Here is a 20840-nt window from a genome sequence, read left to right as displayed (position 1 = left end):
ACAAAAAAACCCTGATGGTTATCCCATCAGGGCTCAATATAAAATTATTTATTTTTTAATTTGAGATACTTTGATCAATCAGTTTCTCAATAGTATTTGCGGCAATATCATTGAAATATGTACATTCATACTTAACCTCTTCTATTGCTGCATTAAAAGAAATACGATCTTCCTGACTAACATATGGTTGCTGGAGCAGATTTTCATATTCTTTCAATGTTTTTTGCAATGTAGTATTTGGATCCTTCTCCCAATAACCAACACTCAGCTTACCATCAATATTTGCCACAATATCTGCAACGTAATATTCAGGTTGATCATATTTTTTTAAATAAGCCCAAGATACACCGCCCCATGTCCCGCTTACCTTATTAGTACCGGCTGCTTTCAAGAACTCATCAAATGTTTTAACATTTTGACCATTCACATAAGCACTTGAACCGATTTCAGTGATCACAAAAAATGGCATTGAATAAGTTGTCTTTTCAGACTTAAAACACTTAGCTCCAGAAGGAAACCTTGTAACTTTAGATAGTGCTAAGAATTTTTTAAATTGGGTGCCACGCTCACCTTTATCAAACCAAACACTTGATGGCAACTGATCTGCAAGAATATTCCAGTAGACAGCTGTTCTATCACTTACTGTAATGTTATCAAGCGTAATCCACTGTCCTTGTTCTTGAATTTGAAGATCTTTTAATTGGTTTAAACTATATGGCGTTTTACTAAAAACATTTCCATCTTTAGAAACATAATTAATATTATATGTTCTATACCCTAATTGGTAGTTCATTGGATCAGGTCTGTATAACCCGTCTTTACTCAAAATATGTCGTTTATATAGCTCAATATTGTCAGGCTCTAATTTCTGATAATTAGTATATAAAATATTTGAATTTCGCATATTTTTAATAATTTCAACAAAACCAGTTTTAAATTGGATTGATTTCCAATTGAATGTAGTAAAGCTGTCAAAATTTTTACTGTTGATACCACTATTAGCGGGCTTTTCATTATAAGAGGTATCAGATGAACCTCCACCTCCACAGCCCAATAGTCCTAACCCCATTATACTAATTAGTAAAATTTTCTTCACATTATTATCCTCACAAAAATCAGGTGTAAGTTATCAACTTATGTGTAAAAAAACTACTAAATATGCACTCTTAATTTTCTTGAGTTCTAATGAAAATTTCACAAATAATAGGCACAAAAAAAGACGCTAATGCGCCGTGGAATTCTTTGTGCCTGTGTGGGTTATGCTGCTACCTTAAAACGCTCAATATGACCAAAGATACTAAGTTCAGTATCATGCGCTTTCGTGATATCAGCCAAGCATTCACCTTCAATACTGTAACTTGCAAAATCTTCATGAATCAAATCAAACTCCGTATCTGGGGAAAGCTCAAGACGCCAAAGTGTAACTGCGATTTTATCACCCTGATAAGTGTCCACGCCTTTGAAGAAAAAACGGTATTCCTCCCCCAAATTTGTAGCAACTGTGGTCCGGGTGATAGCTCCAGATTTTCCTGTCCATTTCACATCAGTAATGGCTTCACTAAAAATAACCGTACCAAATACTGAATCCAAAATGTATTTATCTGCAGTAATTGCTGCGTCTGATGGCCCTTTAAACTCAACATCAGATAAATTGCGAATTCCGAGGTCAATCATTTCACCAGCCTTAACTGCGCCAATGATTGACTCTGGAACTGTTGATTCAGGAATTTCTATTGTTTTCCCGCTCAACACCATTGCAAGATTTTCTTTAGTGACTTCTTCCAGTGTGCCGCTGATTTTTACGCCCGTTTGCTTGCGCAACACTGCATCTTTAGCACGCAATCCGGTCTTCGATTCATAGTGATCTGTTGTTTCAGAACTGATCTGTAATTGAAGCTCTGGCGTATTACCAATTGGTAAAAGTGCAGAAGGTTGGCCATTGATCATTTTTGCTAAAAATAGCTGACCTTGAAGCGAGATTAAATCTGGTTTATTAGACATCTGCTTTCACCTCTTTTTCTGTTTTAGTTGTTGCTGTAGCTTTTTGTGCTTGCTTTACTTCTACAATCACTCCGCGCTGCAATAAATCTTGGATTTGTGCATCATCCAGCCCACCAACGACATCGCCTTTTTGAAAGCGACCGACAGGCTGTAATGCTTTGTATTGTTTTGCCATGACTGGCTCCTAAATGAATTTTTGTGATTCAAAGATAATCGTGATATATGCAAAGCCTGGACTATACCCATCTCGAACTGAAATAAACTCTAATGCTGTACGTGATGCTTGAGGCTGCCAGCCTGAAAGCAACTGAATTACTTTCTCTGTTAATAGTCCTGCTTCATCACTTACCGCCCGACCATCAGTCATCTGAGATTGAGCATTGCGACAGGCCACCGTGACCGCCCATTGCTGACCGATCTGATTAACACTTCCACGACCTGCACTGGCTTTTTTATCGATACGGACAAAATTGACATGTGCTGACGGCGTGACTTGTGACATCTCTGTTACGCTGACTGAATTCAACGGCGTATAGATCTTTAGAAATTCTGGAATCTCTTTCAGCTTTTCTGCAATCTCATCACGTACCGCGAAGAAAGTGCTCATCTATAAAACTCCCCACAATATCTAAAACCATGGCTTCATCTTCTGCATTGATCCCTAACTGTGTTCGAGATGGAATAATGGATTGCTTAACCTTTCGATACTGCCCACCCACTGCAAAGGTAATGTATTGGCCATTCTTGGGCAGGATGGTTGCGCCGTAATGCAAATGAGGTGCGTACGCAACATCTGTACCCACCTCCACACCGCTTGAAAGAACATTGTGTGTAGGAATTCATTAGGCGGCCAGTATCGCGCAATGTTTCACCAACGCCCACACCATTACGTCCTTGCAGTTTGGCTCTCCATGAAACCTTCCATGGGTTACCATCCACACCAGTACCGGTTAAAAATCGATGCTGAATACTATTCACAAGCCCAGCACCAATCTCACCAAACAACTGGTTCTTCAGCGAATCAAAGCTACCTAATTGCTTAAGTATCGCTTCTATTGGTGAACTGTCAGCCTGAATAGTTATTGCAAAAGCCATAAATACCTCACTTCATGCTGGGCATCATGTCTAAAGTGGCATCACCAAATACGCCACCGGTATAACTTGTTCCGATGGGTGCTGTTGATGGTCTGCCTTTGGGTTGATCGTCCACGATCTGGTTTGTTTCAGGAAGCTGGATCTGCAAATGTGCTTTGTTGTCAGCCACACGCTTTAAGAATGCAATCGCATCCTCATAGCGCTGTCGAACTTCTTCTGTTGGCTGCTGGAAGTAAAGACGATAGCGTGCAATATCACACGCCATGCGCTTCAAATTACTCGGCACATTAGGAAGCGGCAAAGGATAACGACCACCAATGTGACCGTTAATTTCCTCTGTTGCATCCTGGATTGCATCAGTTACTGAGGACTGAGAAGGAAGCATTGTTTTTAGACTTCCAATCTCATCACCGAACCGTGCGACCAAATCTGCTTCAGTCGCATACATAGATCACCTATTTGGTTTCGTCAGCAGGCTTTGGGTCTGCTTTAGGTTTTATAGCAGGCTTGGCCTTTTCCAGTTCAGCCACCTTGGCTTTTAGCTCAGCAATTTCCTGATCAGCCTTAGCCTTGTCGTCTCCTAAGGTTTTATTTGTGATTGTCAGCTCAGTATTAGCCTTTTCAAGTTCAGCCAAACGTGCGGCGGTACCATCTGCTTTGGGTTCTTCCGGCTCTTGATATTCTTCAATAGCCCCAGATGCTAAAAGGGCCTGAAGTTGTTTAGCTTCAAGCCCTTTGATTTCATCACCTGGCATAAAATGCCCGATGGACTGTTTTGCTGTGTACTTTGGCATGTCTTGCTCCTTATAGAGTGATAAAGCCAGTACCACCAACGACACCGTTCTTGTTAGACGGCACAACTAGTGGAGCAGATTCGGTCATCAGCATGATGCCGCTTGGATCCTCACAGTACCACTGGCGGTCAAAGTATTGCTGAGCAACGCCGTTGGCCAACATGTTTTTAATCTTACAGTGAGCAACCGAACCATTGGTATCGGAGATCAATGAGAAGTAATCTTTAGGAATAAAGCGCTTCACTTGACCTTTGTTGCGGTAGGTTGCGTCATATACCCAGAATTCGATTCCATCAAAAGTACCTTTGAAGGTTGCTGACTCTTTTACACTAAAACTTGGATTCACTGGAACAGAAATACCGGCATACGGCGTGATAAATTCTTTTTTGAACTCTTCATTATTCCAGAGAGCTGCCCAAACCAAGCCAGACATAACAGACAGCTTAGCTTCACCACCATCAGCTGCCAATTGACGTCCAAGCATGGTACGGATATCCGTTACCGGCTTGGCACCCGCTTCATTCCACTTGGTTAATGGCGTAAATGTCAAAGATGCATCACGACGGTAATCTACCAGGTTGTATTCATAATCATCTGAATGAAGCGCATATTTACCATTCTTTAGTAAATCAATCGCCATCATCAGGACTGAGTTATCAATTGCATCGTGGTTGCGCTTCATTACCGAGATTTGAGCAATGATCATTTGCTCTTGCTCAGACAGTCGCTGATTGCCAGTAGAGATGATGCCTGCGGTACGTAAACGTTCCAGCAATGCGATTTCAAAAGTTTCGGCCGGAGTGACCTGATTCTTTGGCTTGTAGTAAGCCGGTTTCACATGACGTACTTCACCAGATTGGGTGGTATCAAATGGCTTACCAGGCTGTTGCGGTGATACCAGTGGTGCCAGATCATGTTCGGCAGATACTTCAGCCAGTGGCACATCATCACGGGTAAATAACGGGCGATTTGGGAAAAGCTTGTCTAAAAGCCAGGTATCCATCGGACGGTAATTCGAGTGAATCAGTGCGAGTTCACCTACATCAAGCAGTTCGAGCGGAGTGCCCTCAAGATTAAAAGACTGTGGCATGTTAATTACACCTTAGAAAGTTCGATTTTGTTTTTAGTTGCCTGTGCACGCGCTGCATCGTATTGAGCAGTGGTGAGCAAAGTTCCATTAAGTGAGACAGCTTCGATACTGAACACCCCGCCGTAATACACCGGGATTTCAATTCCGTCAGCGGCCTTAATCGTAGCTTCAGCTGCTGTGACATCCTGGCCACAGATCACATCCCATGTTTTTTCATCAGTAGCATGAGACAACACATTGGTATCTGACAGTGTTAATAGATCACCGTATTTAAATGCTGTGGCGGTTGGCACCTTGGCATTGGCACGACGTAACTTTTCATTGTCCAGGATCAGCCGTTTTGAAGTGACCGAAATAGGCGGTACATAATGAATAGCCATGAATTATTTCCCCTTTTGTTCTGCAAATGCTTGTGCACCAGAAGTGAATTTGTGAGTGTCATTGTGATTTGACTGACCACCTTGCCCTGGGTTTGCCTGATGACTAAACAGGTGGGCAAATGCTGGATTTACCGCCGGTACAGGCTGTTGCTGTTGTCCAGCTGGTGGCTGTGTATTACTTGCCGAGAATTGGCGAAGCTGTTTAGCCGCGAAGGTAAAAACTGAATCATCCATATTGGTATAAGCCGTTTTATCTTCAGCACTGAATTGCGTTTTCAGCTCAGTTTCTAAAGCTGTAATTTCATCAGCACGCTTTTGCGCTTTGAATTGCTTAAGTTCAGTCAGGGCATCATCACGTTCACGCTCTGCCTGCTCTTTGGCCTGTTGTGCTTTTTCTAATTCGGTCACGTTGGTGTCCTCTTTGGTTGGGTTTGGATTGACTTTGCCCGAGAAGGCTTTAATTGATGTATTGCGATCAGCACCTGTAGAGCAGATCGTAAATTCACGAATACGGTTTTGACGAAAGATGGTGATTGGGCCTTCAAACGACTGACCATTCACAGTGACTGTCTTGCCTTGAGACACTTCTTCAATCGATCCCGGATCAATCATCATCGACATCTGGAACGGGAAACCATCATCAGAGTCTTGAACAATCTCCTGTGCCTTAGCATTTGTGAGGAAATCACCAGATACATCGATCTTTCCGTTTGTATCTACGGCTTGAACAACACCAATTCGACTTGAGCCGAAGTGTTCTTCAAGCAAGGCTGTTGGCTTATCAATCTCGATCCCATCAAGATCAAAAACGACACCAGAACGCCCCCAATACCAATGACCATCTACACGGCCACCCGCATAAGCAGTGCCTTTAAATTTCCGCTTCTGCCCTTCTTCAGCTTTCGGTACCTCAATCGCTGAAGCATTAAATAAATACTTCAGCCGCTCTTCATTTGGATCTGGCATTTTTCATGCTCCATAAAAAAACCGCCCCATAAGGAGCGGTTTTACAATTTTAAAAGTTAATTTGGTTTAATCGCTTTATTTTTCAAATCAGTCATAAAACGCTTTGTCTCCTTATAATTAGCACCTTCCAACAAGAGGAATATTGCTAAAAGAAATGACATCACAGGCCAAACAATTAAGTTAAATATAATTAAATACTGTCTTGCTTCGAGACTACTTTCTAAATACTGGAAATAAGAGTTAATGAAAATAAAAGGTGTTAATGCTAATAGAGCAAATACAAAATATCCGGCGGTAAATAGACCTGCTTTCAATTTAGAATATGGGAATTCAATTGCAGATATTTCTCCCTTATCATCTCGAATTAACTTCAACTTATCTTTCATCCGAATATACTTTTTTACCCACAAGTCCATATCACTGTATTGATAAAAATACTTAGCTTCTAAAAAAGTTATTCTCTTAGTTTCAAATAATTGTTGAGCAATTCGGTCTTTAACTAAATGTGATTGGCTGGAATCAATAGTTTCTTCAAATTTTTCCGCTATCAGTATCGCATGTTGAAACTCATCTTTTGGATGCCTCCCCATTGAGTTTTTTGCATTTAAATATGCCACAAGCAATGGAACTAGAATTGACCCCAGAACAGTTACTACTTTTAAGATTGTTTCCATAAGAAATTAAGTGATTTATTTTTTATTTAATCTAATCCAGAAAGCTAAATCTTTAAAGCTTTTAATGTATAAACCATCTGACCTTCAACCACTTCTATCGAGACCACCTCAAAAGATAATCCCATCGATATCAAAACGCCGTTGCCAGCATTTAACATGTCTAGATCAATACCGAGCCCTTTAGCATTCTCAATCTTAATCACGATATCTGAGGCTATATCAGCCATCAGCAACGGCGCATTAAATTGAACTGTCTGCCCGATCTGATAAGCCGCTACCTGCTGAAGAGTTGCAGTACCTATTACGGTAGAAGCCGTATTGCCTGCCACCGCCTGAATAGCTGCTATATCAGTACTAATCCAGCGTTTAAGCACATCATCAGCCAGAGAGCTTGTAGCAGAGTTTAAGTAGCTGGTCAGTGCAGCATCATTTCCTTGCACATAGTCCAAGAAGGTACGAATCGCACTTGGCCGAATACTTGGATCTAGTGGAATTACCGTATTGGCCACCGTATCGAATAGATCCCGAGCTTTATCATCCATAGGAGCAAACAGACTGGTGAGCTTTTTACTCGCCGTCCATTCTGCCCTGATGACCTCTTTCTGTTCGAGGAGATATTCCTTATCCAGACTTGAGGCACTGATCTTTTTATCCACCAGTGATTCAAGTTCACCAAACTGCAAAGGATGTGAACTCCAATCTAAGGCTTCAGCTACCTCAGGTAACTTATCATCTGGTGTGATACCGTATTTCAATGCTTGCTTCTCTGTTAAGGCAATCACGGTGCATCGGCAACGAAAGCCCAACGGCGGGTAATGTGTTAGCCAAAACGGATGATCAATTGGTAACACAATCCGGTTTAAAGCTAAGTGACTCGGACGCACCCGGCTATCATTGATAGCCGAATACATTAGATATTGTCGCTTGGCCTTATTTCTTTGCTGTTGTTGCCATCGGCCATGACCGTAAGCGTTTTGGATATTGGTACGAAACACATTATCCAGGTAGTGCTTTGGCAGAATGATTTCAGATTCTTCAATCAGCTTCTGAAAATCTTTAAAGGTACCGCCGTCAGCAATAGATTTATTCACTGCCTTGATGACATTCTCAATCTGCTCAAGACTCGATAGAAAGCTAACCGTGGTTGCCATCTGCCGGGTCTTTAGATCCATTGAATAAAATTCATCAGGTAGCACGATCTTTTTATTGTGAGCAAATCGAAGCGCCTCAAGGAATGTGACTGGTTGCATAGCTTACTTCCCATTTTGAGCTGTCACATACCCCAACACATCTGCAGCATACAAAGCCTGATCTAGATTGGCTGTGAACTGTGTTTGAGTTGCACCAGGTATCAATTGCATCAGGTTATAAGCCAAACTTTCAGGGCTATCGGACTTAAATACCAATTCCTTGACCTGATCCGGTTTCAATAACTGCAATTCATCTTGGCCATCAGTCAATTCTTCAACTTCCTGCTGTTCTGGTGAAAGCTTGTTTACTGATGCTTTAAAGCTAAATGCCTGACGTGGTAAAGCGGTGAACTGATTAAAACCTGTTTGAACCTGCTCAATTACATCACCCTCTTCTAATCCGTACTCTCGCTTAAAGTATTGCGGCGTTAAGACTGCACCAGCATTTTTCAACTTCACATCACGATCTGCTTTAGGTTCTTCCAGTGACTTCTCTTCACCAATGATGACCCGGTGACGTTCCCAACCATTGATATCGCATAGCGCATTAATAATTGCCTGGATCGTTGGCATGATCATCCGGACATCGGCTTTATACTTTGAGTTTTGAACCTCAAGATGCACATCACCCAAGGCACGAGATCCAGAGCCATCAGTACCAGATGTGAGAGTCTGGCCAAGGATGACTTTTTGAATACGGCGCTCCAAATTCTTATCAAAGACTTCAAATGTCTGGGATGCATTGCCATTAGTATTGGCAGTTTGAATTTCAACCGAATCTGTACCACTTAACGCAATCACTGAACTAGCATGAGCTCTAAGCAATGCATCACGCATATCAGTCGTTTTACCTGCTGTTTTACCAACCAGCATTGGCAAACCAAACTTTTCAACAAACTTGGCCCAGAATTTAAACCCTGAAGTTTTGAAGAACCAGACCCAATACAAACGGCTTAGGAGCGCTTCACCATAAGGATTTTCAAAAGTAGGTTTACAGCGCGTTAGGAAATGCTTAAACCGCTGATCAACTTCTTGATCTTTCCTAGCCGTATTGTAGTTTTCCAATAAAATAAGGCGACCATCATTCTTAGGCTCATACCATTGCATTGGCTTTTCACCAATCCACTTAAAGCCTATAAACGGCGTAATGGTATTACCTTCGATATGCATACATGGCTCTTCAGGCTTACTGTAAATCGCTTCTAAAACTGAATACCCATACCAGCGGGCATTCTGGGTACCCAGCAGAATCTCAGACCACCATTCGCGCAAATGCTCCATGATGATTTTTGACTCTGGGCGGTCTATCGGCTCTATTCGCCACGGCGCACTCTCAAGTTTATCCTGGCGTTTTTCTACGGCCTGATAAATCTCATCGTCATACATCATAACTTTCAATCGTGGACGTGTAACACCAGCTTTTCGAAGTACTTCATCGCCGTCTGGCATTTTTGTGAGATAGCTGATTAAAGCCTGTTCTGCCTCATGAGAATACAAAGCACCAGCTTCAGGTTTTGCATTCTCAGGCTTCTTTCTTTTCTTAGACATAACTCAACCTTATGCAGCCGGAGGGCTGTAATTAATCGCAATTACTGCGTCTTCAATCGCATCAATGAGCGTATCCACCTGGTCGTCATGATCGTGGGTAAATGCAGCATTGAATGCCTCACACTCTTCAAAGAATTCACCAACCCAGTGAGCATCTTTAGGTACCATCACAAAACGATCTTCAGGCTTATCCTTGTAATTCGCTTCAAGATGGACCTGCACATCCATAAACCGGGATAGCTTGTCTGTATTACGCTGTACTGGTATGACGGCGACACCGGAGTAAGTTCCTAGTGTCTGGATCAACTGGGTACCTGACGCTTTATCCTCTACTTTCATGTAGCGAATAGGCTTGGTGTGCCAGGTGTATTCCTTGTGCTTATCTAAAAATGCTTTAGCTTGACGATTTAATTCTGGTGCTTCCCATTTGCCGCGTAAGAGATCCAGTAAGTACAACTTGCCATCTATACCCATGCCTACAAGCAGGAATACTGAGTAATCATTGTGCTCTTTGGTTTTCTGCGCCGTATCTACAAGGACAGCGCGCCATTGAAGTTCTGGGTACTCTTTATAGAATCCAAACCATTCAGACTTAATCAGGTCACCGCCTAATTTCTTAGGTTGCTGCATGTACTGACTTGAGAATGTATAGCGGGATACTGTGGCACCTTCTTTGTCCTTACCGCCCTTTTCTAGCTGCAGTAAGGATTGCAGTGATTCTTTCTTTGGCCAGTAACTTTGGCGACCATGCTCATCACGCTCGCTATCTCGCGGCACTAGCTTTTGAATATGTTCTGGTAGCGTTGAAATGTACTTATCATCAATCAGTGCCGGGATAGATATTTGGGTCCATTCACCAGGTAAATTGCCTGTCATGACGAAATTGGTTGGATCCTCAGTGTGAAGGCGCTGCATGATCATGATAATAGGTGTATCAGACTTGGCTTTACGTGAGTTCACCGTGTTCAGTAACTTACGATTCGCGGCATCCCGCTTGATCTTACTGAAAGCATCTTCGGGCTTTAACGGGTCATCAATGATGATACAGCCAGTAAAGCCATCATCCGCCAGTGTCCCTGCCCGCCGTCCTGTGACCTGCCCACCCATGGAAGCCACATAGACATGGCCAACGTCATAGTCCTCAACCGTAATCTTCCATTCTTTCTTTGAATCAGTACTGTTGGATACTGTCAAATCCCACATTTGGCGATAGTCTTTCGACTTCACGATGTCACGCGCCGTATCTGATACTCCCTCAACCAATGATTGGGAGAATGACAAATACAGAAACCGGGAACGGGCATTTAAGGCTAAGCCGCGTGGAATCAGGTTGGTGGTCAGTTCAGTTTTACCCGCACCTGGTGGAACGTTGATAACGACGTTCGCAATCTCACCAGCAATGACCTGATCAATAATCCATGAGATGTAAACATGGTGCCAGTTCACCGTAAATTTAAAACCCATACGGGGCTTAAAGAATCGCCGGGTGAAATATAAATGCTCATCTTCACACAGCTTCTTTTCAACCTGTGTTTGCAGATCCATTTAATATTCCTCTTGGGCCTTCTTTACTGCAGCTTCAACTTGTTCCTGAGTAGCATGAACGACGGTGGTCTGTAATGCTTCGCCGTCCTTACCAGTAATCTCTTGACGATTGGTATATTTACCACCCATATCTTCGGCAGCCTGCTTCAAGATACTTAATGCAGCTACTCGATTCTTGCCATGCTTTTGATATTGATTTTCTAAACGCTGTAAACGAACAGACAAATTCGCTATTGGAATGTTCTGAGGGGTATCTAAAAATTCTTTACGAGCAACTTCAAATTCAGATTTCAATTCAGTACTTAAATCTTTACCAGCTCGCTTAGTTGGGTCATAGGTTTCAACTTGCTGTCTGGAGACCTCTAAGTCAAATTCTTCCTTGACGAGCATTACAGTTTCTTGAGGGGTATTAAATACTGCAAGTGACCGTACAATAAAGTATTTTTGCTTTTTATTTAGTGATGCCATCTCTCTCCATCCGTCAAGGTACGTCAAGGAAAGTGGGCAAAAAAATTAGCCGATAACACAGTTCCCACAACATGCTGCAATATTCGTTTCAGATACAAACGGCGCATTCTTGGCAATTTCCAGAAGTCGTTTTACAGATTCATCTGCACCCCACCGTTTGGTCTCACCAAAGAACACTTCTACATCATGGCCAGCTAGATAATGCTTAGGCAGCCCTGTCATATCGCTAGAAATGATTTCACCATCAGCATCACGCTCTACACCGATGTGATACAGTTCATGTTCAATCAAGCGGCAGAACTCACGATCTGAGGCTTGTTCGCAATAAGTAGCATCTACAGTGATTAAGTATTGAGGTACAAATCCAAACCAATCTCGCATCTGTTGTTCCTGACGTGCTTTCTTCCAGCCGCCCTGGTTAAACATGACCTTTTCACATTGACCCAGTACCATACGTTTTTTTGCTACGGCGGCAGATGAAGCCCAGGCGAATGCAAGAAACTCTTCATTGTCATGCAGTAATTCAGCAATATGGTCATGATCCGGGTTATGCAGCTGACCACCAAGAGTGAGCCAATTATTAACGACCCATTCTTTAAGCTCTGGCGCAGGTGCCAAGCGAATAGCTTCCTCTTCCTCAGCCTGATCGATCAGATCGCTCGGTGGGAATGGTCTGAACTGTTCCATAAGATGCCTTTAAATTTCTAAGCCACTTAGTAGCACGCCCCATGTTGATATCATTGGCTTCAAAACGTTGATAGCGATAACCCATTTCTTCAGCATGGTCATAACGATCTATGCTCCAGGATTTTGTAGCAAGTTTGCCTTTTCTTCCACCTGACCAAGGACCACCAACAATTTCAATCAGCATTCGATATTCAATAAGGTGTAGATCGAAACGCCAATGCTTCGTACTTTTAAAATGAAAGTATTCTTCATACTTGATTTCCATCCGATCAAGGATCTCTTTCAATCGTTTGAAGACTTCTAGGTATTTCTCACCAGCTTTAGGTAGTGGCCTATTACGAGGTTTATTCTTAACTGGGCCTTTCGCTGTTAAGCGTTTATAGAGTTTTGGATCCATAATCTGCACACATTAAAAAACCACCCTAAGGTGGCTTGGTTAATGATTAGTTTTCATTTTCTTTTTAACTTCATTTTCTTGATTGCATAGCTGATATGCCTCCATTAGTGCCTCAAGAGCATCATCAATCTTTTTGTTAAACTTAGGATTTATTTTTTGATGATAATATTGATGATTGGCAAGGTGGTCATTCACAAATTCAACAGCAACACTCGTAGTATGTAATGCTTCATGTCTAAACCATTTGGGGTTTACTTTCTTCTTAGCCATCTTCTTCTGCTTAAGTGAAAGCAAAATATAATATCATCTTTAATCACCAACATCCGCTGAGTCTTCAATAACCTTTGTTAAAACATTGCCTCACTTTCTATCCAGTTATCCAATTGGAGCGTATCGAACTGAAAATGACAGGAATAGCATAACGACACTGTAAACGAATCATCTGCTTTAATACCTTTACCCTTGCCATGCTTGACACTATTTGAATGAGCAGCTTGACTGTGTGGATTACCGCACCTGATGCATAGCAGCTTTCTGATTGCTGCGAGTCGCTTTGTATTACGCATACAATGCAAAGCGCAAATTCCTAATACGCTCTTTCAACTTAATCATGATGCCATCGATTGCCAGCAGCTCATTACGTGTCAAACCAGATCGAGTGAGGTTCTGATACTTAGACAACTCAGCACTGCAAAATTCTAAGTCTTGTTTAGCTTGTACTTTGTCTGTCATGGATACCACCAATAAGAAAAGAAAAACCCCGCCAAGTTCGTTATCTAGGCGAGGTCTTATGTACCGTAATACGTCCGGTGATTTAGGAATAAAAAAGCCTGCTTAACTCTCCCAAATTAAGCAGACTAGATTTGCGCTATATCTTCATTTTTATTTGCAGAGCAAAGATATTACTCAAATATTTCAGTATGATGATATGACGTTTTGGTTGATCAACTACTGCTCAAACTCTTTTAAACAGACTTGATATTCTTTCTTGTCGTCGCTTATCTCAGTCACGCCATGTAGAGAAAAAAAACAGAATATAAATCGGAGCATATCTTTCTCCTTATAATCTTATAATAAGAAGCCCGCTTACCTTTGTTAAATAAACGGGCTCGTGATGTAAACAATAAACAGTGTCTTCGTATTACATGCGTCTTCTTGGTGGCGCAGAGCTAATATAGCACCGAGCCTTCCACAATAAAGTATAGATAAGATTTAGAATCTGTTTTTTAGTGTTGGTTTTAGGCTTCTTTTCTTTTCATGTAATAAATTTTAAGCAATAAAAAAGCCCACCTTTCGATGAGCTTCTTCATAGTAACATTTCCAACGGCGGGAGTGGCACAAGATGAACTTGAGCGACTGACCCACATCGGCAGTTACCGCCTTAAATCTAATTTAACACATCAAATTGCACAAAAAAACCCACATTTCTGTGAGTCCTTAAATTTAGTTGTCTTATGAATTAATAAAGTGACTATAAAAAAAACCAGTCTAGAGAGACTGGTTTATAAACTTTGAATCTTTTCGTTGGTAGCGGGAGCTGGATTTGAACCAACGACCTTCGGGTTATGAGCCCGACGAGCTACCAGACTGCTCCATCCCGCATCAACGAGTTAGCTTTATACGTCATAAGCAGCATCAAAGCAAATGTTATTAGAAATATAATCGCTTACAGAGGGAATTAGATTAATCAAGCCTCTTAACCCATATTGGTTTCAGTCTTAAACAATAGATGAGAAGCCTGATAAAGCTTCAATCTTCTTCTCTCATCTTCTAAAAAAGCCGTTGGCTCTTCTAACCATGTTGATGCTCGAGAATCAAAATCTGAATTACGTAACCTCCAATCAGAAATTGAGCCATATATAAAAGTATTATCGGCAAATACCAATTTTGCTTTATTAGAAACGTTACTTACAAGTACTTTGTGGGTTGGTAATGAGCCAAATATACTTATTTGAGTGTATCGGTATTTATAAAAATCTGACATAAAACAAATTACTAAATTAGTAACCCACTATACCATCTACAATATTAAAAAAGCTCGCCATTTGGCGAGCTTCTTAACTGTGCAACTTACATACTTCGTGCACTATAAACGAAATATGCCATATCGTGGCATGCCAGTCAAATACTATTCGATTCTTAATCGCTTATCATGTCCAGCCAAGTAAAACTTACCCGCATAGATCATATTTCGCAGAACATTTCGACCCAATTTAAACTCATCTTCCATTCTGCGGTCAGATAGTCCACGTACATTACGCTCTACAAACAATTGAACCGCACGCTTACCTGACTCACAAACCGAACTCGACTTATTAAAATCTACAATCAACTTCCTCACCTGTTCAGCTTCAAAATCATTAATTTGACAAATGACTTGATCCTTACGTGGTGCAATCCCTTTGTTATTTTCACAGATCAGCCAGTAGATCTGATTGACTCTTAGGGAATCTGGTTCATTACCTGACTTCATACGTGATATCTGGATGTATGCCCCATACTGCTTAAGCCACTCTTCAACAGTAAATTTCGCCCAATCCATTACTTCTGATTTCACCGCTGCATTCATCCCAAATCCCCTACCATCTTCTCTATCTGCTGAATCGCGTGACCTGACTTCACTTGATCCGTACTAAACCGTATTACCTGAAAACCCATCATTGTTGCTGCGTTATACTTTTCCATATCCCCTAAATACCCTTTGGCTCTGGTGTGTCTCCCGCCTCCCTGTATCCAAATACCACCTTCAACCTCAACCAATATCTTCTTACCTATCAGATGGAAATCTGCCCGCCACTTTCGTACCTGGTGAAACTCAAATTCTTGCTGGAACTCAATTCTCAGAACTTTTAATTCTCTGGCCAGCTTCGCTTCAAACTCATTCGGTACCTTTTCACTTTTAACCTTAGGGCGCTTGGAACGCCCTTTTGGTCTGGTGGCTTTCACCATTTTCTTGTATTCAGCGATTGAATAAGCTTTCAATGCTCAATTCCCTTTGCTAAATCCAAGAAGAGTAATTTTGCTGTTGCCGTTAATGTGAATCCCTGTGGTGTTTCCCCATCTTTGGCAACCAAGCCCCAAGTCACCAGTCCATTCAAATACCGTTGCAAACTTCGGATGGAAATTCTCATATTGGGTTCAATCGCTTTATGGATCTGTTTTACAGATACACGCCCTTTGGTGGATGACAGAATCTTGAAGATCATCAGGTGCATGTAGGTTCGATCTGCTTCAGTCAAGCTGCATCTCCTCTTAGCACACCGTTAAATCCAACCTGTTTCAGGTAGCTTTCCCATTTCTTGGCTTGTTCAGGTTTCTCGAGTTTCACTGCAATACGAGCAGCAAGTTTTTCATAGGACTCACCAGGTTCTGCATACTTGCCTGCGAACTCCGGATGGTTTGCAAGTTTCTGAGCAAAGGTTTGAATCTGTTTTTCAGTCAGGCATTTTGGTTCTGCAGAAGATTTTGCATTTGCGTCTGCACCGATTTTTGAATACTTGGTTCGATAGGCATTGATCAGCCAGTCTGCGAAATGGAAATTCATGAGTTCATCACAAAGATTCTTTTCAGCGTTGTAGATTTCGAATGCTCGTTTCTCTCGTTCAGCCCAGGTTGAATTCATGAGCATCTCAAAATCCAAATCGGGATCTGCCAAAAATATTTCTTCACGAAGGTTTTTAAAGCAAAGCCACCCTTTTTTATTTTTAGATTCTAATGGGAGATTCATTGGGAGATTCTGTGTCCCGTTAACGGCACTATTCAAAGTCCCGTTATTGGCACTATTCAAAGTCCCGTTAACGGAATCATTCCGTTTTTGGTACTGTTCCGTTTCCGGTACTATTTCAGACAAATTTTTATCCTGTAATAGTTCCGTTTTTGGCACTCTTTCCCGGCCATTCACTCCAATCAATCGATAGACCTTTACACGTTTTGTAGAGCCTTTGCGCTCACCTGTATCTGCAATCAACTCGTCTTCCAAAAGCTCAGCAATGATCTTCAGTACGGTTTTACGTTCAAGGCCTGTGTCTTTTTCCAGACGTTGCATACTCGGGTAGCAGCAATGATCTTCACCGGCACGATCAGCTAATGAAAGCAGAATGAGGCGTTTCAGTGGTATGCGACACCCACCTTTCTTTTCGCTCAGTTCCACTCTCCAAGCCCAGTTTGAAGCATCTAAGCTCATATCATTCCCCGTCCCTATTTTCGCCGGCTTTAGCCTTCACTCTGTTCAAACCAAGTGGTTTGACATATGCAGTATCAGGAGCCAAGCCAAGTGCAAATTCACGCGCTTCAATTTTCTCAAGCAGGCATTGCTTCACTTGATCGGTTATAGTTGCTTCACATTTGAAAGAATCTTGGTGTTGTGCTAAATTTGATTTCATATTCATTGGTTCCATGATTAATGAATCGAACAAGCCTGATCCACGAAATCAGGCTTTTTCTGTTTCTGCATTATCAATACAAGCTTGGATTTGTTTATCCAGCTCAGCCAATGCAACATGCATCTGGTGAATCACCTTTGACATGTCTTGCACTTCACCTTGCGTAATACGGCCATCTGCCATGATTTCGCGAAATAAGCTCATCACATCACCACCCTTCATACCAATACAAAGCACCTTGTCCGTAAGCACCATGTCACGGCATTCAGGGATTTCAGGAAGATCAATTGAAATCTTTCCATGCTCAGAATTTAGCGACTGCAAAATCTGATAATCACCAGTCATAGCCATCAGCTTTGATGCCTCGGCAAGCGTTAAGTGGTGGGTGTCTGTGTTTGGATTTACTTTGCTGTTTAGTACAGCCTGGCTTTTTATCCCTATACGCGGAGCTAATGCCGCTGCACCCCCTGGATAGTTGTGAACTGTGTTATATGCAGCATCTAGAATGTTCATGTGATATTCCTTCGAACGTATTTTTGTTTAACCAACTTCCCCATAATTGGTTTAAGCAGTTAAAGCTTCTAAATTTGCCTTTAACTTGCCTTTGGTCTGGATCTGGAGGATTGCTTGGGTTGATGCTGGGATTCCGTAAGAGCGCCATTTGCTAATTGCTCCACGAGTTTTTTTTAAAATTCGTGCTAAATCCGCATCACTCTCAGCTCCGTAATGATCCTTAACGTCATCTACGGTCATATTGTTTACCTTAATAAACCAATTGTTTCCCTAAGTAAACCATAAGTTTCTTTTTAGGTCAATAAGGTTGTTTACTATCGGAAACAATAGTTATGGGTATTTTTGCAATGAGCAGCGTTTCTGAACGTATCTTGATGAGAATGAAGGAGCTTAACCTTCAGCAAGTTGATCTAATTGAGGCTACAGGCCTTAGTAAAGGCACGGTCTCTAAATGGATCTCGGGGGTGAATACTCCGAGTGGTAAGAACATTACATCTCTTGCAAAAGCCCTAAAAACATCACCTGAATGGATTTTAGATGGTGAAGGCCTTAAAAATCTTGGTGGGCCGGTAAAAGAAGAAGATGACAAAGGCTTTAATAACGTCAGATTTAACGGAAAAAAACTTACAAGGATTCCAGTGTTAGATTTTGTTCAAGCAGGATTGTGGCGAGAAGTTGCCTATGATGGTGGTGAGCCAAAGGGATACACCCTCACCACATATGAGAATAAAGATCCAAGCACTATTTTTAGTGTGACAGTCGAAGGCATGAGCATGTATCCAGACTTTCAACCGGGTGATGACATTGTGATTGATGCTTCTATCATTCCTCAGCCTGGTGATTATGTGGTAGCTCAAAATGGTGAATATGAAGTTACTTTCAAGAAATATAGAGTGATTGGCTATGATGAGCACGGGCGCGAAATATTTGAATTAGTTCCACTTAACCCAGACTTCCCTATCCATAACTCACAGAAGCACCCTATTTCAATTATTGGTGTGGTTGTGCAGCATCACAGAGAATTTAGAAAATAATAAAAAGTAACTATATTTATTTTTTGATCTGGATAGAAATGATATGAATGTATTTTTTTAAAATATTAATATTGAAACCAACGTATTATTAATATTAGAGAAATAAAATTGTGCGAAAAATTATTAAGAGGTTGAGTGGGGAATATGAAAAAACTATCTAAGAAAGCTCGCCTGAGAATAAAACTATATAATTTAAAACAGTTAAGAACTGGATTAAATTCTAATGTCAATGAGCATACCTCTCATCTAGCTATGCCTGTTAAAATTTCATTATTTAATAATAAATTTCGAGGAAATGTCTTAAGCATAATTAATAAAATGCGAATAAAAAACAAAGAGAATAAATCTTGTTTTATAGACTTTAAAAAAGTTGATACTTTAATGCCTGATGGAACCATACATTTTTTTCATCAATTGGATAAATACCCGAACTTATCATTAAGTGGCAGGGCGTCAAATTCAAATATTGTCAAAGGTATGTTAAGCAAACTCGGCATTCATCAAAGAATGAAATTACCTTCCTTTGAATATAAACATTTGTATGTTGATAGATGGTATACAATGAGCGGCATAACTGCAGATTTTGGGGAAGAATTTGTAGAGATTCAAAATGCTTTGCAAGAGGTTCTACAAGATGAAGATTCTGAATTTATAGTTAGTACTGCTATTTCTGAAGCTGTCTCAAATGTTGTACATCATGGTTATGCTAGTAACGATAAGTATAAAAAATGGGTACTATTTGTAGGTATTAGCAATCAAAGATGTGACATTATTATCTCTGATCTTGGACAAACAATTCCTAAGACCGCCCCAAAAACTATAGGTGAAAAATTTCAAGAAGCTATTAATTTTAAATGGAAAGAAAAATCTGATGCTGACAGAATTGAATTCGCTGCATCTTGGCGTCAAAGCTCGACAAATGATTCACATAGAGGTAAAGGATTTGATAATATCATACAAGTCCAAGAGGTGAGAGGTGATACGATCGTACATATCTTAAGTAGGAAGGGTGCGTGGTCAACAACCTCAGGGAAAAAGTCATATTCTGAATCGGTAGACGGCACTATTGTTTATTGGAGCATCCCAATTAATTCTTCTTTGGCTGCTATTGCGTAATTATTCTAGGTGAAAATTGAATGTCAATCATAATAAATGTTGGTGAGGAATTTTATCCTAGACCTGCTGGTCGTTTTTATACAGATGGTAGTCATTCTGGACAGCGATTCCGTGAGGAAATACTTGTACCTGCAATTAGTCAACTTGGAACAAACGACAAGTTAATTGTTGATTTTTCAACTGTCACGATGGCCGGCTCTTCTTTTTTAGAGGAAAGTTTTGGTGGTTTAATTCGTAAAAGAAAAATCACTAAAGAACATCTTTTAAATATTTTGGAAATTATCACTAAGAGAAAAATCATCAAAGAAAGAGTCTACGAGTATATTAATGATGCAAAGCCAGATTGATGCAAAATTAATTTTCGCTATATTTGGTTTTATATTTGCTCTTATAAGTTTTTTATATAAAAATCATGAAACGAATCAGCTTAGAGTTTTAAAAAGTATCTCTGATAACTTAAAGGAGATAAATAAACTATGTATAGATGTTTTTTCCAAGAAAACACTTGATGAAAGTATCTATCATAAAATTTCAATGCACTTAGATTTAGTTCTTCTTGATGTAAAAACATTTCCTACTGGAAAATTTTATAAATGTAAGGCCTGTATTTCGGAAAACAGAGATATTGTTAATGCGCTGGTAGAAGACTATAAAGATTTAATCTTTGAAGATACGCCTATCGAAAATAAGTCCATCGATATTAGTAATTATGAAGATGCTGAAGAAAGACTAGTAAACATTTTACAAAAGTCTGTTCAGATATTGGAAAAATTAGAAAGTTTCTTACCTTAATTTTTTTGAATTATTGCCCACCTTGAGTGGGTTTTTTATTGCCTAGAATAAACCAAAAGTTTCCATACATAACAAAAAAGTTTCTTTAAATAAACTTTTGTCTTGACTCTAAAGTTTCCTTTGGTAAACTAAACCTCACAGATAACAAAAAGCCCCAGCGTAGCGCGA

The 20840-nt window shown here is 40.6% G+C and carries 31 protein-coding genes, 1 tRNA gene and 1 pseudogene; 4 read left to right on the top strand and 29 right to left on the bottom strand.

Going from position 1 to position 20840, the window contains the following annotated elements; translation table 11 throughout:
• Positions 1–55: 55 nt before the first annotated feature.
• The 29 genes and pseudogenes from AY605_RS08210 to AY605_RS08085 all read right to left on the bottom strand — a co-directional run bounded on the left by AY605_RS08210 (position 56) and on the right by AY605_RS08085 (position 17970).
• Positions 56–1096 (bottom strand): hypothetical protein, encoded by a 1041-nt coding sequence (locus tag AY605_RS08210; RefSeq protein WP_064095928.1) that lies wholly within the window; start codon positions 1094–1096, stop codon positions 56–58.
• Positions 1097–1257: 161 nt separating this feature from the next.
• The gene (locus AY605_RS08205; RefSeq protein ID WP_064095927.1) at positions 1258–2001 is read right to left on the bottom strand and encodes a hypothetical protein; all 744 of its coding nucleotides are present in this window, start codon (positions 1999–2001) and stop codon (positions 1258–1260) included.
• Positions 1994–2176 (bottom strand): hypothetical protein, encoded by a 183-nt coding sequence (locus AY605_RS08200; RefSeq protein WP_064095926.1) that lies wholly within the window; start codon positions 2174–2176, stop codon positions 1994–1996. The genes AY605_RS08205 and AY605_RS08200 overlap by 8 nt, the downstream gene beginning before the upstream one ends.
• 9 nt (positions 2177–2185) lie before the next feature.
• Positions 2186–2608 (bottom strand): hypothetical protein, encoded by a 423-nt coding sequence (locus AY605_RS08195; RefSeq protein ID WP_064095925.1) that lies wholly within the window; start codon positions 2606–2608, stop codon positions 2186–2188.
• Positions 2583–3096: pseudogene (locus AY605_RS08190) on the bottom strand (phage virion morphogenesis protein). Before AY605_RS08190 ends, AY605_RS08195 begins: the two are co-directional and overlap by 26 nt.
• Before the next feature lie 7 nt (positions 3097–3103).
• Complete coding sequence (locus tag AY605_RS08185) at positions 3104–3544, bottom strand: gp436 family protein (RefSeq protein WP_064095924.1); 441 nt, start codon at positions 3542–3544, stop codon at positions 3104–3106.
• A gap of 7 nt (positions 3545–3551) precedes the next feature.
• Entirely contained in the window at positions 3552–3890 is a 339-nt protein-coding gene (locus tag AY605_RS08180; RefSeq protein WP_064095923.1) for a hypothetical protein, read from the bottom strand.
• Positions 3891–3900: 10 nt separating this feature from the next.
• A complete protein-coding gene (locus tag AY605_RS08175) occupies positions 3901–4980 on the bottom strand; it encodes a major capsid protein (RefSeq protein ID WP_064095922.1) in 1080 nt (359 codons plus the stop codon).
• Positions 4981–4985: 5 nt separating this feature from the next.
• A complete protein-coding gene (locus AY605_RS08170) occupies positions 4986–5360 on the bottom strand; it encodes a hypothetical protein (protein ID WP_064095921.1) in 375 nt (124 codons plus the stop codon).
• Between the two features lie 3 nt (positions 5361–5363).
• Complete coding sequence (locus tag AY605_RS08165) at positions 5364–6326, bottom strand: hypothetical protein (protein ID WP_064095920.1); 963 nt, start codon at positions 6324–6326, stop codon at positions 5364–5366.
• Between the two features lie 56 nt (positions 6327–6382).
• A complete protein-coding gene (locus tag AY605_RS08160; RefSeq protein WP_064095919.1) occupies positions 6383–7000 on the bottom strand; it encodes a hypothetical protein in 618 nt (205 codons plus the stop codon).
• A 44-nt stretch (positions 7001–7044) separates the two neighbouring features.
• Positions 7045–8250, bottom strand: a complete 1206-nt coding sequence (locus AY605_RS08155; protein WP_064095918.1) for a phage minor head protein — start codon at positions 8248–8250, stop codon at positions 7045–7047.
• Positions 8251–8253: 3 nt separating this feature from the next.
• Complete coding sequence (locus tag AY605_RS08150; protein WP_064095917.1) at positions 8254–9738, bottom strand: phage portal protein family protein; 1485 nt, start codon at positions 9736–9738, stop codon at positions 8254–8256.
• Positions 9739–9747: 9 nt separating this feature from the next.
• On the bottom strand, positions 9748–11283 hold the full coding sequence (gene terL / locus AY605_RS08145; RefSeq protein WP_064095916.1) for a phage terminase large subunit: 1536 nt from the start codon (positions 11281–11283) through the stop codon (positions 9748–9750).
• Positions 11284–11751 (bottom strand): DUF2280 domain-containing protein, encoded by a 468-nt coding sequence (locus AY605_RS08140; protein ID WP_064095915.1) that lies wholly within the window; start codon positions 11749–11751, stop codon positions 11284–11286.
• A gap of 45 nt (positions 11752–11796) precedes the next feature.
• Positions 11797–12438 (bottom strand): putative metallopeptidase, encoded by a 642-nt coding sequence (locus AY605_RS08135; RefSeq protein ID WP_064095914.1) that lies wholly within the window; start codon positions 12436–12438, stop codon positions 11797–11799.
• Positions 12389–12835, bottom strand: a complete 447-nt coding sequence (locus tag AY605_RS08130) for a hypothetical protein (RefSeq protein ID WP_064095913.1) — start codon at positions 12833–12835, stop codon at positions 12389–12391. The genes AY605_RS08135 and AY605_RS08130 overlap by 50 nt, the downstream gene beginning before the upstream one ends.
• Before the next feature lie 39 nt (positions 12836–12874).
• Positions 12875–13105 (bottom strand): hypothetical protein, encoded by a 231-nt coding sequence (locus AY605_RS08125; RefSeq protein ID WP_064095912.1) that lies wholly within the window; start codon positions 13103–13105, stop codon positions 12875–12877.
• Positions 13106–13182: 77 nt separating this feature from the next.
• Positions 13183–13401 (bottom strand): hypothetical protein, encoded by a 219-nt coding sequence (locus AY605_RS15260; protein ID WP_081406356.1) that lies wholly within the window; start codon positions 13399–13401, stop codon positions 13183–13185.
• Positions 13394–13567 carry a hypothetical protein gene (locus tag AY605_RS15090; protein WP_171254939.1) on the bottom strand — a complete coding sequence of 58 codons (174 nt, stop codon included), beginning with the start codon at positions 13565–13567 and terminating at the stop codon, positions 13394–13396. The genes AY605_RS15260 and AY605_RS15090 overlap by 8 nt, the downstream gene beginning before the upstream one ends.
• A 793-nt stretch (positions 13568–14360) precedes the next feature.
• A tRNA-Met gene (locus AY605_RS08120) sits at positions 14361–14437 on the bottom strand.
• 94 nt (positions 14438–14531) lie between these two features.
• Positions 14532–14819, bottom strand: a complete 288-nt coding sequence (locus tag AY605_RS14895) for a hypothetical protein (RefSeq protein WP_081406355.1) — start codon at positions 14817–14819, stop codon at positions 14532–14534.
• Positions 14820–14963: 144 nt separating this feature from the next.
• Positions 14964–15404 carry a hypothetical protein gene (locus AY605_RS08115; protein WP_064095911.1) on the bottom strand — a complete coding sequence of 147 codons (441 nt, stop codon included), beginning with the start codon at positions 15402–15404 and terminating at the stop codon, positions 14964–14966.
• Positions 15401–15817 carry a DUF559 domain-containing protein gene (locus tag AY605_RS08110; protein WP_064095910.1) on the bottom strand — a complete coding sequence of 139 codons (417 nt, stop codon included), beginning with the start codon at positions 15815–15817 and terminating at the stop codon, positions 15401–15403. The genes AY605_RS08115 and AY605_RS08110 overlap by 4 nt, the downstream gene beginning before the upstream one ends.
• Positions 15814–16074 carry a hypothetical protein gene (locus tag AY605_RS08105; RefSeq protein WP_064095909.1) on the bottom strand — a complete coding sequence of 87 codons (261 nt, stop codon included), beginning with the start codon at positions 16072–16074 and terminating at the stop codon, positions 15814–15816. The genes AY605_RS08110 and AY605_RS08105 overlap by 4 nt, the downstream gene beginning before the upstream one ends.
• Entirely contained in the window at positions 16071–17018 is a 948-nt protein-coding gene (locus AY605_RS08100) for a helix-turn-helix domain-containing protein (protein ID WP_064095908.1), read from the bottom strand. The genes AY605_RS08105 and AY605_RS08100 overlap by 4 nt, the downstream gene beginning before the upstream one ends.
• A 1-nt stretch (position 17019) precedes the next feature.
• Positions 17020–17250 (bottom strand): hypothetical protein, encoded by a 231-nt coding sequence (locus tag AY605_RS08095; RefSeq protein ID WP_155857664.1) that lies wholly within the window; start codon positions 17248–17250, stop codon positions 17020–17022.
• A 15-nt stretch (positions 17251–17265) separates the two neighbouring features.
• On the bottom strand, positions 17266–17730 hold the full coding sequence (locus AY605_RS08090) for a phage regulatory CII family protein (protein ID WP_064095906.1): 465 nt from the start codon (positions 17728–17730) through the stop codon (positions 17266–17268).
• Positions 17731–17781: 51 nt separating this feature from the next.
• Positions 17782–17970 carry a Cro/CI family transcriptional regulator gene (locus AY605_RS08085; RefSeq protein WP_064095905.1) on the bottom strand — a complete coding sequence of 63 codons (189 nt, stop codon included), beginning with the start codon at positions 17968–17970 and terminating at the stop codon, positions 17782–17784.
• Positions 17971–18062: 92 nt separating this feature from the next.
• Here AY605_RS08085 and AY605_RS08080 point away from each other — a divergent pair, with 92 nt between their 5' ends.
• The 4 genes from AY605_RS08080 to AY605_RS08065 all read left to right on the top strand — a co-directional run bounded on the left by AY605_RS08080 (position 18063) and on the right by AY605_RS08065 (position 20672).
• On the top strand, positions 18063–18764 hold the full coding sequence (locus tag AY605_RS08080) for a LexA family protein (RefSeq protein ID WP_064095904.1): 702 nt from the start codon (positions 18063–18065) through the stop codon (positions 18762–18764).
• Between the two features lie 144 nt (positions 18765–18908).
• The gene (locus AY605_RS08075) at positions 18909–19880 is read left to right on the top strand and encodes an ATP-binding protein (protein ID WP_064095903.1); all 972 of its coding nucleotides are present in this window, start codon (positions 18909–18911) and stop codon (positions 19878–19880) included.
• 20 nt (positions 19881–19900) lie between these two features.
• On the top strand, positions 19901–20227 hold the full coding sequence (locus AY605_RS08070) for an STAS-like domain-containing protein (protein ID WP_064095902.1): 327 nt from the start codon (positions 19901–19903) through the stop codon (positions 20225–20227).
• The gene (locus AY605_RS08065; protein ID WP_064095901.1) at positions 20208–20672 is read left to right on the top strand and encodes a hypothetical protein; all 465 of its coding nucleotides are present in this window, start codon (positions 20208–20210) and stop codon (positions 20670–20672) included. The genes AY605_RS08070 and AY605_RS08065 overlap by 20 nt, the downstream gene beginning before the upstream one ends.
• Positions 20673–20840: the final 168 nt, after the last annotated feature.

The sequence above is a fragment of the Acinetobacter sp. SFD genome (genome assembly GCF_001647575.1).
Taxonomy (GTDB): Bacteria; Pseudomonadota; Gammaproteobacteria; order Pseudomonadales; family Moraxellaceae; genus Acinetobacter; species Acinetobacter pecorum.
Note: the sequence above shows the minus strand (reverse complement) of the source record. Positions and strands in the feature narration are given on the sequence as shown.

Coding starts and splice junctions, on each gene's coding strand:
- AY605_RS08115 (WP_064095911.1), bottom strand. CDS start 15,404: ATGAATGCAGCGGTGAAATCAGAAGTAATGGATTGGGCGAAATTTACT.
- AY605_RS08135 (WP_064095914.1), bottom strand. CDS start 12,438: ATGGAACAGTTCAGACCATTCCCACCGAGCGATCTGATCGATCAGGCT.
- AY605_RS08130 (WP_064095913.1), bottom strand. CDS start 12,835: ATGGATCCAAAACTCTATAAACGCTTAACAGCGAAAGGCCCAGTTAAG.
- AY605_RS08200 (WP_064095926.1), bottom strand. CDS start 2,176: ATGGCAAAACAATACAAAGCATTACAGCCTGTCGGTCGCTTTCAAAAA.
- AY605_RS08155 (WP_064095918.1), bottom strand. CDS start 8,250: ATGCAACCAGTCACATTCCTTGAGGCGCTTCGATTTGCTCACAATAAA.
- terL (WP_064095916.1), bottom strand. CDS start 11,283: ATGGATCTGCAAACACAGGTTGAAAAGAAGCTGTGTGAAGATGAGCAT.
- AY605_RS08075 (WP_064095903.1), top strand. CDS start 18,909: ATGAAAAAACTATCTAAGAAAGCTCGCCTGAGAATAAAACTATATAAT.
- AY605_RS15090 (WP_171254939.1), bottom strand. CDS start 13,567: ATGACAGACAAAGTACAAGCTAAACAAGACTTAGAATTTTGCAGTGCT.
- AY605_RS08125 (WP_064095912.1), bottom strand. CDS start 13,105: ATGGCTAAGAAGAAAGTAAACCCCAAATGGTTTAGACATGAAGCATTA.
- AY605_RS08070 (WP_064095902.1), top strand. CDS start 19,901: ATGTCAATCATAATAAATGTTGGTGAGGAATTTTATCCTAGACCTGCT.
- AY605_RS08170 (WP_064095921.1), bottom strand. CDS start 5,360: ATGGCTATTCATTATGTACCGCCTATTTCGGTCACTTCAAAACGGCTG.
- AY605_RS08205 (WP_064095927.1), bottom strand. CDS start 2,001: ATGTCTAATAAACCAGATTTAATCTCGCTTCAAGGTCAGCTATTTTTA.
- AY605_RS08085 (WP_064095905.1), bottom strand. CDS start 17,970: ATGACCGTAGATGACGTTAAGGATCATTACGGAGCTGAGAGTGATGCG.
- AY605_RS08180 (WP_064095923.1), bottom strand. CDS start 3,890: ATGCCAAAGTACACAGCAAAACAGTCCATCGGGCATTTTATGCCAGGT.
- AY605_RS08165 (WP_064095920.1), bottom strand. CDS start 6,326: ATGCCAGATCCAAATGAAGAGCGGCTGAAGTATTTATTTAATGCTTCA.
- AY605_RS08175 (WP_064095922.1), bottom strand. CDS start 4,980: ATGCCACAGTCTTTTAATCTTGAGGGCACTCCGCTCGAACTGCTTGAT.
- AY605_RS08160 (WP_064095919.1), bottom strand. CDS start 7,000: ATGGAAACAATCTTAAAAGTAGTAACTGTTCTGGGGTCAATTCTAGTT.
- AY605_RS15260 (WP_081406356.1), bottom strand. CDS start 13,401: ATGCGTAATACAAAGCGACTCGCAGCAATCAGAAAGCTGCTATGCATC.
- AY605_RS14895 (WP_081406355.1), bottom strand. CDS start 14,819: ATGTCAGATTTTTATAAATACCGATACACTCAAATAAGTATATTTGGC.
- AY605_RS08080 (WP_064095904.1), top strand. CDS start 18,063: ATGGGTATTTTTGCAATGAGCAGCGTTTCTGAACGTATCTTGATGAGA.
- AY605_RS08140 (WP_064095915.1), bottom strand. CDS start 11,751: ATGGCATCACTAAATAAAAAGCAAAAATACTTTATTGTACGGTCACTT.
- AY605_RS08065 (WP_064095901.1), top strand. CDS start 20,208: ATGATGCAAAGCCAGATTGATGCAAAATTAATTTTCGCTATATTTGGT.
- AY605_RS08195 (WP_064095925.1), bottom strand. CDS start 2,608: ATGAGCACTTTCTTCGCGGTACGTGATGAGATTGCAGAAAAGCTGAAA.
- AY605_RS08100 (WP_064095908.1), bottom strand. CDS start 17,018: ATGAGCTTAGATGCTTCAAACTGGGCTTGGAGAGTGGAACTGAGCGAA.
- AY605_RS08090 (WP_064095906.1), bottom strand. CDS start 17,730: ATGAACATTCTAGATGCTGCATATAACACAGTTCACAACTATCCAGGG.
- AY605_RS08150 (WP_064095917.1), bottom strand. CDS start 9,738: ATGTCTAAGAAAAGAAAGAAGCCTGAGAATGCAAAACCTGAAGCTGGT.
- AY605_RS08185 (WP_064095924.1), bottom strand. CDS start 3,544: ATGTATGCGACTGAAGCAGATTTGGTCGCACGGTTCGGTGATGAGATT.